The organism is Mesorhizobium sp. MC2-1-1 (genome assembly GCF_057597255.1).
In genome coordinates, this window is record NZ_CP195205.1 from 1922425 (window position 1) to 1938633 (window position 16209).

10 protein-coding genes are annotated in these 16209 nt (G+C 63.5%); 5 read left to right on the top strand and 5 right to left on the bottom strand.

The window, feature by feature from the left end:
- Position 1: 1 nt before the first annotated feature.
- Positions 2–814, bottom strand: coding sequence for an ABC transporter ATP-binding protein (locus ACR64R_RS09720; RefSeq protein WP_487361427.1), 813 nt, complete (start codon positions 812–814; stop codon positions 2–4).
- A gap of 1 nt (position 815) precedes the next feature.
- A complete protein-coding gene (locus tag ACR64R_RS09725) occupies positions 816–2003 on the bottom strand; it encodes an ABC transporter permease (protein WP_487361428.1) in 1188 nt (395 codons plus the stop codon).
- 77 nt (positions 2004–2080) lie between these two features.
- Between ACR64R_RS09725 and dgcA the strand changes: the two genes are divergently transcribed.
- A complete protein-coding gene (dgcA, locus tag ACR64R_RS09730) occupies positions 2081–3064 on the top strand; it encodes an N-acetyl-D-Glu racemase DgcA (RefSeq protein WP_487361429.1) in 984 nt (327 codons plus the stop codon).
- On the opposite strand, the gene ACR64R_RS09735 is transcribed toward dgcA, so the two are convergent.
- Both ACR64R_RS09735 and ACR64R_RS09740 read right to left on the bottom strand, forming a co-directional pair.
- Positions 3035–4249, bottom strand: a complete 1215-nt coding sequence (locus ACR64R_RS09735) for an MFS transporter (protein WP_487361430.1) — start codon at positions 4247–4249, stop codon at positions 3035–3037. The two genes, dgcA and ACR64R_RS09735, sit on opposite strands and share 30 nt — an antisense overlap.
- 217 nt (positions 4250–4466) lie before the next feature.
- Positions 4467–5297: a UDP-2,3-diacylglucosamine diphosphatase gene (locus ACR64R_RS09740; protein ID WP_487361431.1), complete on the bottom strand. Its 831-nt coding sequence runs from the start codon at positions 5295–5297 to the stop codon at positions 4467–4469.
- Positions 5298–5417: 120 nt separating this feature from the next.
- On the opposite strand from ACR64R_RS09740, the gene ACR64R_RS09745 reads away from it, so the two are divergent.
- The 3 genes from ACR64R_RS09745 to ACR64R_RS09755 all read left to right on the top strand — a co-directional run bounded on the left by ACR64R_RS09745 (position 5418) and on the right by ACR64R_RS09755 (position 10057).
- A complete protein-coding gene (locus ACR64R_RS09745) occupies positions 5418–6197 on the top strand; it encodes an SDR family oxidoreductase (protein ID WP_487361432.1) in 780 nt (259 codons plus the stop codon).
- A gap of 163 nt (positions 6198–6360) precedes the next feature.
- On the top strand, positions 6361–8685 hold the full coding sequence (locus ACR64R_RS09750; protein ID WP_487361433.1) for an NADP-dependent malic enzyme: 2325 nt from the start codon (positions 6361–6363) through the stop codon (positions 8683–8685).
- A gap of 136 nt (positions 8686–8821) precedes the next feature.
- Positions 8822–10057, top strand: a complete 1236-nt coding sequence (locus tag ACR64R_RS09755) for a DUF2865 domain-containing protein (protein ID WP_487361434.1) — start codon at positions 8822–8824, stop codon at positions 10055–10057.
- Here ACR64R_RS09755 and gltX read toward each other — a convergent pair.
- Positions 9975–11348, bottom strand: a complete 1374-nt coding sequence (gene gltX, locus ACR64R_RS09760) for a glutamate--tRNA ligase (RefSeq protein WP_487361435.1) — start codon at positions 11346–11348, stop codon at positions 9975–9977. The two genes, ACR64R_RS09755 and gltX, sit on opposite strands and share 83 nt — an antisense overlap.
- Positions 11349–12058: 710 nt before the next feature.
- Here gltX and ACR64R_RS09765 point away from each other — a divergent pair.
- The gene (locus ACR64R_RS09765) at positions 12059–15835 is read left to right on the top strand and encodes a vitamin B12-dependent ribonucleotide reductase (RefSeq protein WP_487361436.1); all 3777 of its coding nucleotides are present in this window, start codon (positions 12059–12061) and stop codon (positions 15833–15835) included.
- Positions 15836–16209 lie beyond the last annotated feature (374 nt).

Genomic DNA, 16209 nt, shown 5'->3' on the forward strand with positions numbered 1-16209 from the left:
GCTATGCCCGCGCCGCCAGATCAAGTTGGCGGGCGCGCTTTCCGCGGAAATAGGATTTCACCCACGGCTCGTCGCTTTTCAGCATGTCGTCGATCGTGCCTTCCACCAGAACCCTCTTATTGCCGAGCACAGCCACGTGATCGCAAGCGGTGAACAGCGTGTCGAGATCGTGCGTCACCATGTAAACGGTCAAATCCATCGTGTCGCGCAGCTTGACGACCAGTTCGTCGAATTCGGCTGCGCTGATCGGATCGAGCCCGGAGGTCGGCTCGTCAAGAAAGACGATGTCGGGATCGAGCGCTAGCGCACGCGCCAGCGCCGCGCGCTTGATCATGCCGCCGGAAAGTTCGGACGGGAATTTCTGCGCTGCGTCGGGCGGCAGCCCGACCAGTTCGACCTTGAGCATGGCGAGTTCGTCCATAAGCGCCTTGGGCAGGTCGAGATATTCGCGCATCGGCACCTGCACGTTCTCCAACACCGTCAGCGCCGAAAACAGCGCGCCGTGCTGGAAGAGGACGCCGAGCCGCATGTCGATGCTCAGGCGATCAGCATCTTTTGCCTCGTCGACGTCGACCCCAAACAGGCTGATGGTCCCCGACTGCTTCGGCATCAGGCCCAGTATGGTGCGCAGCAGCACCGACTTGCCGGCGCCCGAGGCGCCGACGAAGCCAAGGATTTCTCCACGCCTGATGTCGAGCGAAAGCTTGTCGAGGATGATCTTGTCTCCGATTGCAACTGTGACGTCGCGAACCGAAAGCACAATCTCGCCATCGTTCATGTGCTCGGCAGTCGTGGCGCCGTTTCCGTTCGCCATCTCAGAAGCCGATCGCTGCGTAGAACATGGCGAACAGGCCATCGAGGATGATGACGATGAAGATCGACTTCACCACTGAGGCGGTCACGTGCAGGCCGAGCGATTCGGCGCTGCCGCCGACTTTCATGCCCTCGACGGACGCAATGATCCCGATGATCAGGGCCATGAACGGCGCCTTGATCAGCCCGGCAAATATGGTGCTGAGATCGATCGCGACGCGCAGCCTGTCTATGAAGGCGGCCGGCGGGATATCGGAGTAGAGCCAGGCGGCGGCGATGCCGCCGGCGAGAGCCGCGAAATTGGCGATGATGGTGAGGCATGGCAGCCCGATCACCAGGGCGACGAGCCGCGGAAAGACCAGCACGCCGATTGGATTGAGGCCGATCACCTTCAGCGCGTCGACCTCCTCTCGCATCTTCATCGAGCCGATCTCGGCGGTGATGGCGCTTCCGGAGCGGCCGGCCAGCATGATGGCCGTCATCAGCACGCCGAGCTCGCGCAGGATCAGCACGCCGACGAGGTCGACGACGAAGATATTGGCGCCGAAATAGCTGAGCTGATAGGCGCCCTGCTGCGCCACGATGGCGCCGACAATGGCCGACATCAGCGTCACCACCGGTATTGCGCCGACACCCATGCGATCGATCTGGTTGAAGATCGCGGCCGGGTTGACCGCATGTCCACGGCCGAGCTTCATCTGCGCCCCGCGGATCGTTGCGCCGAGGATGTTCATTGAGGCGAAGAAATCGTCGCGCATCTCGTAGACCCGCCGGCCCACAAGCTCCAGGGCGCGCAGGATGATGTTGGGCGGGGCGGGCGGGTGTGATTCGGGCTCACGTCGCACCGCGTCGCCAACCGCGCCGAGCAGGATCGAGGCGACCTCGCTTTGCCCCTGCAGATGAACCTCGACGCCTTTCTTCTCGAAGGCGCCGGCCAGCCGGTCGATCAGCCAGGCGCCGGCAGTGTCTATCTTTTCGATGTGGGAAAGGTCGAGCATCAGCCGTTTCGCACCGCTTCTCTGCTCGATCTTGCGCATGTCGGCATCGACCAGCGCGACGGTGCGTGTCGTCCACACGCCGGAAAAGGCGCAGCCCAGCACGCCATCTTCCTCGCCCACCGCAACGCGCGGCTGGTGCTCGGCGTCCTTGGCGGCCTCGCCGCTTGCGTCGCGTTTGCGGATGGTCAACATGGCGCCCTGTTTAGCGTGACGGGACTGGCGTGTCGATTTGCCGGCATGCCGGTGTCGCGCGGCTGGAGAAGAAAATTATGGCGCGTGTCATTTCGGTCGAAATGGAGCGGTTTCCGATCGCCGGCACCTTCACCATTTCACGGGGGTCGAAGACCGAGGCCGAAGTCATCACGGTCACGATTGCCGAGCGCGGGCATTCCGGGCGTGGTGAATGCGTGCCCTACAAGCGCTACGGCGAGACTATGGATGGCGTGCACGCGGCCATCGAGGCGATGCGCGAACGGATCGCTGGCGGCCTAAGCAGGACCGCGCTGCTTGATGCCATGCCGGCAGGCGCGGCACGCAATGCCATAGATTGCGCGCTGTGGGATCTGGAAGCCAAGCTGACCGGCACGCCCGTGTCGGCGGCGATCGGCGTGCTCGCGACCAAGCCGCTGGAGACCGCCTACACCCTGTCGTTAGCCGAACCGGAGGCCATGGCCGCGCAGGCGCGCGCCAATGCCGCGCGCCCCTTGCTCAAGGTCAAGATCGGCGGTGGCGACGACATGGCGAGGATACGCGCGGTGACGGAAGCCGCCCCCAGGAGCCGCATCATCCTCGATGCCAATGAGGGCTGGGCGGACGCGAATGTCGAGGCCAACCTTGCCTTCGCCGCGCGGCACGGCGTCGCGCTGGTCGAGCAGCCGCTGCCGGCGGGCAAGGACGACATCCTGCGCCGCATAGCGCATGCGGTGCCGATCTGCGCCGACGAAAGCGTGCATGCGGCCAAGGACCTCGATGCTCTTGTCGGTCTCTACGACGCCGTCAACATCAAGCTCGACAAGTCCGGCGGCTTGACTGAGGCGTTGAGGCTGCGCGACCGTGCCCGCGACCTCGGCTTCGGGATCATGGTGGGCTGCATGGTCGGCACCTCGCTCGCCATGGCGCCGGCGGTACTTCTGGCGCAGGATGCGGACTTCGTCGACCTCGACGGTCCGCTGTTGCTGGCGCGCGATCGCGAGCCCGGCCTCGTCTACCGGGGATCGCTCGTTTCACCCCCTGACAGAGAGCTTTGGGGCTGAGCGGGAAGCGAGTCCGATTAGCGCTATTCCGATGATCGCGATCGGGATCATCGCCCAGAAACCGTCGACGCCCAAACGATCATAGAGCGGACCGGAAGCAAGCGTGACGGCGGCCATGAAGAAGCCGTTGAAGAAATAGGCAATCCCTTGCGCCGCGCCGGTTCGCTCCTCGGAAACCGTCTCGCCGATCATCTTCTGCAGGCCGATCAGCACCATCGCGACCGAAACCGAATGCAGCGACTGGACAAGGAAGAAGCCGGCAACGCCAAGCCCCAGCGGCCAGACGAGCGGAAAAGCTATCCAGCGCACGATCGAGCCGATGCCTGCGATCACCATGACCCTGACCACCGAGACCGAGGAAAAAATGCGGTTGAAGAACAAGAACATGCAGACTTCCGATACCACGCCCCAGGCCCAAAGCAGGCCGACGACGGAATCGCCGATGCCAATCGATTTCCAGTAGATCGACACGAACCCGTAGAGGAAGGCGTGGCTGGCGGTGATGACGCCGACGCCGAGGGTGAAATAGAGGAAGTAGGCGTTGAAAAGGCTCGGGGCCTTATTCTGGAGTTCGGTGGCCGACAGCGGCGAGGCCTTGCGCGGCCGTCCGATGCGCGGCGCCGCCAGCGCCGCGACCAGGGCCACGCCGAGTGCCACGAAGATAATGGCCGGAACCGCATTCGGGCTGGTGGCCGCCAGGATGAATCCGCCCGTGACATTGGCGCAGAGGTAGGAAATCGAGCCCCATTTGCGCATGGCGGTGTAGTTCGAGCCATAGCGCCGCACGCCCGACAGCGCCAGCGAATCGGCTATCGGCGAATGCGGCGTCCAGACGACGGCAAGCAGCAGCGACACCGCAAGCACGACCGCGTAGGTGGCCGGCAGGAAATAGCCGGCCGAGACGAGCATCGAGGCGCCAACCAGCGCGATATAGACATTGGCGCGATCCTTCGCACGATCGGCAAGCGCGGTCAGCACTGGCGTCGTCACCACGCGCAGGAACATCGGCGCCGCCAGGATGACGGCGATCTGCTCGGGATGAAACCCTTTCGCCTGCAACCAGAGCGGAAAGTAAGGCAGATGCGTGCCCAGCGACACGAACAAGGTCGCGAAGATCAGGCTGATGCGCAGTTCGAAATGGCTGGGCTTGACGAGTTGCTCGGGAGACAGGGGCGGCAGCGACATGAATCGATCCAATTACGCCACACGCAACGGCCTGCAACGCGGCCCGATCCCTAACACGCGGCAAGGCAGGGCGGAACTGTCTGGACTAATCGATTGGCGGCAAAGCTGTTGAAGACGCCGTCCGGTTCGAATATCCGCCTTGCGATCCCGCCGCTCAGTGGACGTGGAAGGCCAAGAAGGCCGGACTGGTCGGCCAATCCTTCACAGGCGGTCGCGCTCAGGCCGCCCGCGCCGCCCTGCCCTTGAGGTCGATGATGTCGACCGGCACCAGTACATCCTTGCCGGCCGAGGATTCCGGCAGCACATGCGCCCAGGTCAGGATCTCCATGCGGCCGTCGAAATGCTCGACCACTGCGGTGCAGCTTTCCACCCAGTCGCCGGTGTTGATGTACTGCACGTCGCCATAGCTCTCGATGGCGGCGTGATGGATATGTCCGCAAATCACGCCGTTGACATGTGAGCGGCGCGCCTCCTCGGAAAGCACGGTCTGGAAAGACCCGATGAAGTTCACCGCCTTCTTCACCTTGACCTTGGCCCAGGACGAGAACGACCAGTAAGGCAGGCCGAGCAGATGGCGCAGCTTCGTCACCACACGATTGACCAGCATCGCCGCGTCATAGGCGTGGTCGCCGAGATAGGCGAGCCAGCGCTGGTTGTGCACGACGGTGTCGAACTGATCGCCATGGATGACCAGCAGGCGCCGGCCGTCGGCGGTTTCGTGGATGGCGCGGTCGGCAACGACGATGCCGCCGAAATGCACGCCCTGGAACTGGCGCGCGAATTCGTCGTGATTGCCGGCGATATAGGTGATCGAGGCGCCCTTGCGCGCCTTGCGCAGCAATTTCTGCACCACGTCGTTGTGGCTCTGCGGCCAGTGCCAGCTGCGCCGCAGCCGCCAGCCGTCGACGATATCGCCGACCAGATAGATGATTTCGGCATCGTGATAACGCAGGAAGTCGATCAGGAAATCGGCCTTGGCCGCTTTCGAGCCGAGATGCAGGTCGGAAATGAACAGGGCGCGGAAAGTGCGGGGCTCTGGGTCAGACATCACGATTTACCCTTTGCTTTCGCGTGCCTATGCCCCGATTCATGCAACAATCGTATGACGGTTGCGGTTGATCCAGCCCAAGCGCTAGCTTGCGCGCAACTCAATCAGGAGAAAATCACCATGGATCTCGGCATTCGCGGCAAGAAGGCCATCGTCTGCGCCTCGAGCAAAGGACTGGGGCGCGGCTGCGCGATCGCGCTGGCCGAGGCCGGCGTCGATCTGGTCGTCAACGGCCGCGACGCCGCGCTTCTGGCGAAAACCGCAGCCGAAATCCGCGAAAAGTTCGGGGTCAAGGTGATCGAAGTCGCCGGCGACGTGTCGAAACCCGAGGTGCAGAAGGCGATGCTCGCCGCCTGTCCCGATCCGGACATCCTGGTCAACAACAATGGCGGCCCGCCCTTGCGCGACTTCCGGGAGCTCGACCGCGCAAAGATCCTGGAGGGCGTGACTCAGAACATGGTAACTCCGATCGAACTCATCCAGGCAGTGATCGACGGCATGGCCGGGCGCGGCTTCGGCCGCATCGTCAACATCACCTCGCTGTCAGTCTATGTCCCGATCCCCGGCCTCGACCTGTCTTCCGGCGCGCGCGCTGGCTTGACCTCTTTCCTCGCCGGCGTGGCGCGCACAGTGATCGACCGCAACGTCACCATCAACAGCCTCCTGCCCGGCAAGCTCGACACCGACCGACTGCGCGGCCCGCATGAGGCCGGCACCCCGGAAGAGCCTGCCGCGGCCGCCGCGCGTAAGGCGCGCATCAGCGCCGACGTGCCGGCGAAACGTCTCGGCACGCCCGAGGAATTCGGCCAGATCTGCGCCTTCCTTTGTTCGGTCCATGCCGGCTACCTCACCGGCCAAAACATCCCGGTCGACGGCGGCCTCTATGTAAGCGCGTTCTGACCGTCGCCAATCCAAGGGGCGTGAGGCTTACAGCCCAACCGGTTGGAATCGATTGATTATTCTCGCTCCGGCATTGTGAAGGCCGGAGCCGCTAGTTGCCGTCGCGAAAACGCGCTGGCGCATGCTAAAAGGCTCCAAAGCAGTATCGCAGGGAGGGGCCGCAATGGACGGCGAGAACAAGAAAACGGCCCGGTCGGATCTCGACGAGGCAGCCCTGTTTTTCCACAAGTACCCGACGCCGGGAAAGCTCGAAATCCAGGCGACGAAGCCGCTCGGCAACCAGCGGGATCTCGCGCTTGCCTATTCGCCGGGCGTGGCAGCGCCCTGCCTGGAGATACGCGACGATCCCGCCACGGCGGCCGACTACACCGCGCGCGCCAACCTTGTAGGCGTCGTCTCGAACGGATCCGCGGTGCTCGGACTAGGCAATATCGGTCCGCTCGCCTCCAAGCCTGTGATGGAAGGCAAGGCGGTTCTCTTCAAGAAATTCGCCGGCATCGACGTCTTCGACATCGAGATCGACGCGCCGGAAATCGAGCGGATGGTCGAAACCGTCGCCGCATTGGAGCCTACCTTCGGCGGCATCAACCTTGAGGACATCAAGGCGCCCGAATGTTTCGAGGTCGAGGAGCGGCTGAAGGCCCGCATGGGCATCCCGGTTTTCCATGACGACCAGCACGGCACGGCCATCATCGTCGCCGCCGCCGTCCTCAACGGGCTGGAACTGGCGGGTAAGGCGATTTCCGACATAAAGATCGTCACCTCCGGCGCGGGCGCCGCCGCGCTGGCCTGCCTCAACCTTCTCGTCTCGCTCGGCGCCAAGGTCGAGAACATCTGGGTCACTGACCGTTTCGGCGTCGCCCATAAGGGCCGCGTCGAGGAGATGGATCGCTGGAAAGACCCCTATGTGAAGGACACCGAGGCGCGCACGCTTGCCGATGTCATACCCGGCGCCGACGTCTTTCTCGGCCTTTCCGCCGCTGGCGTGCTGAAACCGGAATTGCTGCGGCATATGGCGCCGAAACCGCTGATCCTGGCTCTCGCTAACCCCAACCCCGAGATCATGCCGGAAGTGGCGAGGGCCGCGCGGCCGGACGCTATGATTTGCACGGGACGATCCGATTTCCCCAATCAGGTCAACAACGTGCTCTGTTTTCCTTACATCTTCCGGGGGGCGCTGGACTGCGGCGCCAGCGCCATCAACGAGGAGATGAAGATGGCCGCGGTGCGGGCGATCGCAGCGCTTGCTCGCGAGGAGCCTTCGGACGTCGCGGCCCGCGCCTATTCCGGCGAGACGCCGATGTTCGGCCCCGATTTCCTGATCCCCTCGCCCTTCGATCCGCGCCTCATCCTTCGCATCGCGCCGGCCGTGGCGAAGGCTGCCTGCGACACCGGCGTCGCGACCCGGCCGATCACCGACTTCGCCGCCTATATCGACAAGCTGAACCGCTTTGTCTTCCGCTCCGGCCTGGTGATGAAGCCGGTGTTCTCGTCCGCCAAGGCGTCGAGCGCCAAGCGCGTCATCTATGCCGACGGCGAGGACGAGCGCGTGTTGCGCGCGGCACAGGTTGTGCTGGAGGAAGGCATCGCCGAACCGACGCTGATCGGCCGCCCGCATGTAGTGGAGGTCAGGCTGAAGCGCTACGGTCTACGCATCCGGCCTGGCGTCGATTTCGCTTTGATCAATCCGGAAGACGATCCGCGCTACCGCCACTATGTCGACCTTCTGATCGAGCTGGCCGGCCGACGCGGCGTCACCACCGAGGCCGCCCGCACCATGGTGCGCACCAACAACACGGTGATCGCGGCGCTCGCGCTGAAGCGCGGCGATGCGGATGCGATGATATGCGGGCTCGAAGGCCGCTTCGAGCGACACCTGCGCAATGTCTCGCTGATCATCGGGCCGCGCGCTGGGGTCAAGGATCGCGATCTGTCGACGCTCTCCATGCTGATTTCGCAGCGCGGCATCATTTTCCTCACCGACACCTATGTCTCCATCGATCCGTCGGCCGAGGAGATCGCCGAGATGACCGTGCTGGCGGCCGAGGAGATCAGGCGTTTCGGAATGGAGCCAAAGGCCGCCCTGCTCTCCTTCTCGGATTTCGGTTCGCGCGACGCGCCGAGCGCGTTCAAGATGCGGCAGGCCGCGGAGATCCTGTCGCGCATTGCACCGGACCTGCAGTGCGATGGCGAGATGCATGCCGATACCGCCCTGTCGGAACATCTGCGCCAACGCGTCTATCCGCATTCACGGCTCAAGGGCGAAGCCAATCTGCTGGTCTTCCCGAACCTCGATTCCGCCAACATCACGCTGACGGCGTTGGGCGCCATGATGGATGCGCTGCATGTGGGGCCGATCCTGCTCGGCACCGACAAGCCCGCGCATATATTGACGCCGTCGGTAACCTCGCGCGGCGTTGTCAACATGACCGCGCTTGCCGTGGTCGAGGCGGCGCACAAGGCGCAGGCGCTCCTAGGCCCGGGCTGAGACTGTGAAAGCCGGATTCCCCGGCAGGCATGACAATTCGGTCCCTGAGCGTGAAGCTCAGGCTGTACCGACTCTGGCATAGTCGATTAACCATGGCGGGGTAGCTTCGGGTCGATAAGGCGATTTGGGGTTTCGGATGAAAGGCAAGGGGCTGAAGCCGACCCACCTTATGGTGCTGCTTGCGGCGCTTGCGGGTTCAGGCTTCGCCGTGTCCGAGGCGCAGGCGGCTCCGCGCGTCTGCCGCCAGCTCGAAACCGAACTCGCCGCGACGCTCGGTGGCGGCGGAGGCCCGGGCCTCGTGCGCAAATATGACGACGCCATCGCGCGCCAGCGCGAGCAGCTTGCCAAGGCCCGCGGGCGGGCAAGCGATGCCGGTTGCGGCTTCACGCTGTTTTCGCGCAATGTCGGCGAATGCGCGGCGCTCAATGCCTCGATCGAGCGCATGAACGCCAACCTCGACACGCTTCAGGCGAAACGCGAGCGGCTGGCAGCCGGCGGCACGCGGCGCGATCGCGGCCGCATCCTCGCAGCGCTCGATGCCAATGGCTGCCGGGACGACGAGATCGCGACGCGACGCGACGCGCCCCAGCAAGCGGCCCGGGACAATGGCGGCAATTTTTTCGATCAGCTTTTCGGCCGCCAGGACCAGCAGCTCGAAACGCTCGATGTCCCTGATGCGCCGGACACGGCGGCGGTCCCGCTCGACGATCCCAGCGTGCGCAACTTCCGCACTATCATCAACCGGCCGGACAGCATGGACCTGCCGAGGCTGGGCGGCGAGTTCCGCACGATGTGCGTGCGCACCTGCGACGGCTATTTCTTTCCGATGTCCAACGCGGCATCCGTCGGCGACTTCGAACGCGATCAGAAGAATTGCGAATCGAGCTGCCCGGGCACCGAGATGCAGGTCTTCTATTCGCGCGGAATGGCGGACGATTCGGGCTCGATGACCTCCTCGGTCACCGGCCGCCCCTACAGCGAGTTGCCGACAGCGTATCTCTATAAGCAGGCCAATTACTCGCGCCCGCTCACTTGCGGATGCAACGCGCAGGCCAGCAACGGCAATTTCACCATCATCGGCGGCAACCCGCCGTCCAACCCCCAACAATCGCAGCCCGAAGGCGGGGTAGCGCTGTTCGTCCCGGTTCCGGCGAACAAGCCGGATCCGGGCGCCGATCCGGAGACGATCGCCAACGCCGAAGGCAGGCTCGACCGCGAGGCGATCAGGCAGCTGATCAGCAAGACGCCGGTGTCGCCGGTCTCGGCGCTGCCGCCGGACCAGCGCAAGGTCAGGGTCGTCGGGCCAGCGTTCCTTCCCGACCCATCAGCGGCAATAGATCTGAAAGCTCCGGCCCCGAAGTCCGCCCAGTGAGCGCCAGTCTCAGCGGCATGAACAGCGACTTGCCCTTGCGCCCGGTCGCTTCCTTGATGTTGCCGGTCCAATCCTTCCAGAGCGTGCCGTTCCACGGCTCCTGCGGCAGCAGATCGAATGCCTGACGGAGGAAGTCGCGGTCCTCGCCGGAAAACTCGGCCGGCTCCTGCGGGCCCTCGCTCACGATTCGCCACCAGGCGACCGCGTCCGACAGGCGGTCGAGATTGCCGCGCACGGCAAGCCAGAACGGCTCGGCCTTCTCGCCGGAGATGCCCAGCACCATCAGCCGGTCACGCGCTTCCTCGAACGGCATATGATGCATCAGCGCGCGGTTGAGCACGAAGAGTTCTTCCGGGTCGAACTTGGAGGCGGACTTGGAGGTCGCCGCAAGGTCGAAATGGCTGGCAAGCTCGTTGAGATCGTGCGCGGCGGTGACATTTTCCGAGGTGCCGACCAGCACGGCCAGCGAAGCGACCGCCATCGGCTCGATGCCGTCCTCGCGCAGGCTTTCGATCGACAGCGCGCCGGTGCGCTTCGAAAGCCCCTCGCCCGACACGGTCGTGAGCAGATTGTGGTGGCCGAAGACCGGCGGTTCGGCGCCGAGCGCCTTGAAGATGGCGATCTGCACGCCGGTGTTGGTAACATGGTCGTCGCCGCGAATGACGTGGCTGACGCCCATCTCGATATCGTCGACTACAGAAGGCAGCGTGTAGAGGTAGGTGCCGTCCTCGCGCACCAGGACAGGGTCCGACAGCGAGGCGAGATCGACCGTCTCCTCGCCGCGCACAAGGTCGTTCCAATGCACGTCCGTGCGCTCGGGCTGCAACGGATCACTGGTGAAATTGGGCAGCAGGAAGCGCCAGTGCGGGCGCCGCCCATCCGATTGGTACTCGGCCACCTGCTCCGGCGTCAGCGTCAGCGCCTCGCGGCCATAGACCGGCGGCAGGCCGCGCGTGCGGCGCACCTTGCGGCGCAGATCGAGCTCTTCCGGCGTTTCGTAGCAGGCATAGAGCAGCCGCGCCGCCTTCAGCCGCTCGACCGCCGCGTCATAGATCTCGAAGCGGCGCGACTGGTACTCGGTGACATCCGGGAAGATGCCCAGCCAATGCAGGTCATAGAGAATGGAATCGGCATATTCCTGCTTCGAGCGGGCAATGTCGGTGTCATCGAAGCGCTGGATGAAACGGCCCTTGTTGTTCATGGCGAAAAGCCAGTTGAACAGCGCGGTGCGCGCATTGCCGATATGGATGCGGCCGGTCGGCGATGGGGCAAAACGTACGGTAACTGTCATGAGCGGGGCGTAGCGGATGCTTTTGGTGTTGACAAGGCGCGCCCCCGCGCGAACGCAACAGATAGTGCAAGCCAGTTAAAATGAAAAGCCGACGGCCCGACACGCTTCGCGCCAGATTGAAAAACCGCGTCAAGTGCCTGCGAAGCCGGACTTCTCGTGTCCCCGTTATCCACATATGTGACACACAAGATGTTGGGGTCACAAAAGCTACAAAAACGAATCCTTGACGGGTCCGAACGAGTCGCTTTTTATGGGCCATGCGCTCCTGTTGCGGGCGCGACCGGAGAGTTCAGAGGCCGGTCTTTTTCCCCGGATTTTGTGCGTTTTGCCCGGATTTCCGCCCGTTCACGAGGCTGGCGGAGCGTTGGGATCAGTAGGGCTTGGGTGGGCGAAAGGGAGAATTGTCGGCCTGGAAAAAATGATCTGTTAACACTATATTTAGTGTTTGCAGGCAGGCTGGACGCTAGATAGTGTGAACCTCCCTCTACGGAGGGAATCGACAAAAGTTTCAGTTGAGGGACCCGCGAGGGTCGGCCTGCAGCCCGGACAAATGCCTGGGAAGGCGTTTGCTGTCTGCATGTCGGTACTTGCGACGAGGAGAGTGCCGGCATGGCTTGCGATGCCGGCAAACGGCGGACTGTGCTTTTCGCCTGGTGGGGCAGAAATCCCTGCGGAAAAGCGCTATATATAGACACAAAGGGACCGGACCAATGCGCATCGAGCGTCGCTTCACCAAGCCAGACCAGTCAGCTTATGCGGAGATCGAATTCCGCAAGGCCCTGTCGGAGATCAAGAATCCCGATGGCTCGGTGGTGTTCCGCCTGGACAACATCGATGTGCCGGCGCAGTTCAGTCAGGTCGCGGCCGACATCCTGGCGCAGAAATATTTCCGCAAGGCGGGCGTTCCGGCACGCCTGAAGAAGGTCGAGGAGAATAACGTCCCCTCCTTCCTGTGGCGCTCGGTCGCGGACGAGGCCGAGCTCGCCAAGCTGCCCGATGCCGAACGTTATGGTTCGGAAACCGACGCCCGCCAGGTCTTCGATCGTCTTGCCGGCACCTGGACCTATTGGGGCTGGAAGGGCGGCTACTTCAAGTCCGAGGACGACGCCCGCGCCTTCCGCGACGAGCTTGCCTATATGCTCGCCACCCAGCGCGTCGCGCCGAACTCGCCGCAATGGTTCAACACCGGCCTGCATTGGGCCTATGGCATCGACGGCCCGAGCCAGGGCCATTTCTATGTCGACCCCTTCACCGGCAAGCTGACCAAGTCGAAGTCCTCCTACGAGCACCCGCAGCCGCATGCCTGCTTCATTCAGGGCGTGCAGGACGACCTCGTCAACGAGGGCGGCATCATGGATCTGTGGGTGCGTGAGGCGCGCCTGTTCAAATACGGCTCCGGCACCGGCTCGAACTTCTCCATGCTGCGCGGCGAGGGCGAAAAGCTTTCCGGCGGCGGCCGCTCGTCGGGCCTCATGAGCTTCCTCAAGATCGGCGACCGCGCGGCCGGCGCCATCAAGTCGGGCGGCACGACGCGCCGCGCGGCGAAAATGGTCATCGTCGACGCCGACCATCCCGACATCGAGCAATTCATCGACTGGAAGGTCAATGAAGAGCAGAAGGTCGCCTCGCTGGTGACCGGCTCCAAGATCGTCAAGAAGCACCTCGAGGCCATCATGAAGGCCTGCGTCAATTGCGAAGGCAATGGCGACGACTGCTTCGATCCGGCTTTGAACACCGCGCTGAAGCGCGAGATCAAGGCGGCCAAGAAGGACGCCGTGCCGGAGAACTACATCTACCGCGTCATCCAGTTCGCCAAGCAGGGCTACACCTCGATGTCGTTCAATACCTACGACACCGACTGGGATTCGGACGCCTATCTCACCGTCTCCGGCCAGAATTCCAACAACTCGGTGTCGCTCAAGGACAATTTCCTGCGCGCGGTGGAAGCCGATGGCGACTGGCAGCTCACCGCCCGCAAGGACGGCAAGGTGCTGAAGACGCTGAAGGCGCGCGATCTGTGGGAAAAGATCGGCTACGCCGCCTGGGCGTCGGCCGACCCCGGCCTGCACTTCAACACGACGATGAACGACTGGCACACCTGCGCCTCCGCCGGTGCGATCCGGGCCTCCAACCCGTGCTCGGAATACATGTTCCTCGACGACACGGCCTGTAACCTGGCCTCGATCAACCTTCTGCCCTACCGCAACGCCGACGGCACGATCGACATCGCCGCTTACGAGCACACCGTTCGCCTTTGGACCGTCGTGCTCGAAATCTCGGTGATGATGGCCCAGTTCCCGTCCAAGGAGATCGCCAAGCTCTCCTATGACTACCGCACGCTCGGCCTCGGCTACGCCAATATCGGCGGCCTGCTGATGACCTCGGGCATTCCGTACGACTCCGACGAGGGCCGCGCCATCTGCGCCGCGCTCACCGCAATCATGACCGGCGTCGCCTACTCGACCTCGGCCGAAATGGCCTCCGAGCTCGGCGCCTTCCCTGACTATGACCGCAACGCCCAGAACATGCTGCGCGTCATGCGCAACCATCGCCGCGCCGCCTATGGCGACAAGGACGGCTACGAGAAGCTCGCCGTCAACCCGGTGCCGCTGGTCGCCTCCGACCTCAAGCAGCAGGCGCTGGCCGAGCACGCCCGCGCCGCCTGGGACCGCGCCATCGAGCTCGGCGAGGAGCATGGCTACCGCAACGCGCAGGCGACGGTGATCGCGCCGACCGGCACGATCGGCCTGGTCATGGACTGCGACACCACCGGCATCGAGCCCGACTTCGCCCTGGTGAAGTTCAAGAAGCTCGCCGGCGGCGGCTACTTCAAGATCATCAACCGCGCCGTGCCGGAAGCGCTACGCACGCTGGGCTATGCCGAAAGCCAGATCGCCGAGATCGAGGCCTATGCCGTCGGCCACGGCAACCTCAACCAGGCGCCCGGCATCAACCCGTCCTCGCTGAAGGCCAAGGGCTTCACCGACGAGAAGATCGCGGCGCTGAATGCGGCTCTCAAGTCGGCCTTCGACATCAAGTTCGTGTTCAACCAGTGGACGCTCGGCGCCGACTGGGTGAAGGAGACGCTCGGCTTCACCGACGAGCAGCTCGGCGACATCTCCTTCGAGATGCTCCCGGCGCTCGGCTTCTCGAAGAAGGACATCGACGCCGCCAACATCCACGTCTGCGGTGCGATGACGCTGGAAGGCGCGCCCTTCCTGAAGGCCGAGCACCTGCCGGTGTTCGACTGCGCCAGCCCCTGCGGCAAGATCGGCAAGCGTTCGCTGTCGATCAACAGCCACATCCTGATGATGGCGGCGGCCCAGCCCTTCATCTCGGGCGCCATCTCCAAGACCATCAACATGCCGAACGAGGCGACGGTCGAGGACGCCAAGAACGCTTACATGCTGTCCTGGAAGCTAGCGCTGAAGGCCAACGCGCTCTATCGCGACGGCTCGAAACTGTCGCAGCCGCTCAATGCCTCGCTGCTCGCCGATGCCGAAGAGGATGAGGACGATGCCGTCGAGCAGTTGGTCGCCGCACCCGCCGCTCAGCGCGCCGTGCAGGTAACGGAAAAGATCGTCGAGCGCGTCATCGAGCGCCTCTACCGCGACCGCGAGAAACTGCCGAACCGCCGCAAGGGCTATACGCAGAAAGCCGTCGTCGGCGGCCATAAGGTGTATCTGCGCACCGGCGAATTCGACGACGGCCGCCTGGGCGAGATCTTCATCGACATGCACAAGGAAGGCGCCGCCTTCCGGGCGATGATGAACAATTTCGCCATCGCCATATCGCTCGGCCTGCAGTACGGCGTGCCGCTCGAGGAATATGTCGAGGCCTTCACCTTCACCAAGTTCGAGCCGGCCGGCATGGTGCAGGGCAACGACGCGATCAAGAACGCCACGTCGATCCTCGACTACGTGTTCCGCGAGCTGGCGGTCTCCTATCTCGGCCGCCACGACCTCGCCCATGTCGACCAGTCGGACTTCGACAAGACCGCGCTCGGCCGCGGCATCACCGAAGGCAAGGCGACGCCCTTCTCCAAGGGCCTCTATCGCGGCGCCTCGCCGGTGAAGCTGGTGTCGGGCATCGGCAATGAGCCCAAGGGCTTTGGCGGTGCGGGCTCGACCACCACCGCCCCTGCCCGCGCGGCACCGACCGCCTTCGCCGGCTCCAACGTGCTGGCGCTGAAGCCTGCCAGCGACGAGGCTCTAGCCTACAAGCGCGACTATGAGGAACGCGCCAGGGAACTGGTCGAGGATATCGTGGAGGAAGAAGCCGAGGCCGCCGACGCGGAAGCGCTGTTCACCGACGCCGCCGCCAACGAGGCCGCCGAGGCGAAAAAACTCGCCGCGACAAGGCGCCAGCAATCGCTGCTGCAAGGCTACACCGGCAACGAATGCTCCGAGTGCCACAACTTCACCATGGTGCGAAACGGCACCTGCGAGAAGTGCGACACGTGTGGCTCGACGAGCGGGTGCAGCTGAGTTTTGATTAGAATCATGAAATGATATACACGCCCGCGCCTATTGCGCGGGCTTGTATATGGTGAGACCTGATGAGCAATTGCGAGTGCTCTTTCTGCAAAAACGAGAAAGATTTTTCGTTCCCCCGAGAGCTTCTTGCTCGAATGTCCGAGGGAAAGGTCGCTATATTTGCCGGCGCAGGTATCAGCACCGAAAATCGCGATCATTGCAAGGAAACCTTTTACGACCAGATTCGATATGAAATGGGATCGAGTGAGGACCTCGACTTTCCGTCGCTAATGTCTCTGTACTGTAGACAGCCTGATGGGCGGATCAAGCTGATACAGAAGATTCGAGATCGAATAAATTACTTTAAATCCTTCCGGGCTTTAGCG

Coding starts and splice junctions, on each gene's coding strand:
- ACR64R_RS09755 (WP_487361434.1), top strand. CDS start 8,822: ATGAAAGGCAAGGGGCTGAAGCCGACCCACCTTATGGTGCTGCTTGCG.
- ACR64R_RS09720 (WP_487361427.1), bottom strand. CDS start 814: ATGGCGAACGGAAACGGCGCCACGACTGCCGAGCACATGAACGATGGC.
- ACR64R_RS09745 (WP_487361432.1), top strand. CDS start 5,418: ATGGATCTCGGCATTCGCGGCAAGAAGGCCATCGTCTGCGCCTCGAGC.
- gltX (WP_487361435.1), bottom strand. CDS start 11,348: ATGACAGTTACCGTACGTTTTGCCCCATCGCCGACCGGCCGCATCCAT.
- dgcA (WP_487361429.1), top strand. CDS start 2,081: ATGGCGCGTGTCATTTCGGTCGAAATGGAGCGGTTTCCGATCGCCGGC.
- ACR64R_RS09740 (WP_487361431.1), bottom strand. CDS start 5,297: ATGTCTGACCCAGAGCCCCGCACTTTCCGCGCCCTGTTCATTTCCGAC.
- ACR64R_RS09725 (WP_487361428.1), bottom strand. CDS start 2,003: ATGTTGACCATCCGCAAACGCGACGCAAGCGGCGAGGCCGCCAAGGAC.
- ACR64R_RS09750 (WP_487361433.1), top strand. CDS start 6,361: ATGGACGGCGAGAACAAGAAAACGGCCCGGTCGGATCTCGACGAGGCA.
- ACR64R_RS09735 (WP_487361430.1), bottom strand. CDS start 4,249: ATGTCGCTGCCGCCCCTGTCTCCCGAGCAACTCGTCAAGCCCAGCCAT.
- ACR64R_RS09765 (WP_487361436.1), top strand. CDS start 12,059: ATGCGCATCGAGCGTCGCTTCACCAAGCCAGACCAGTCAGCTTATGCG.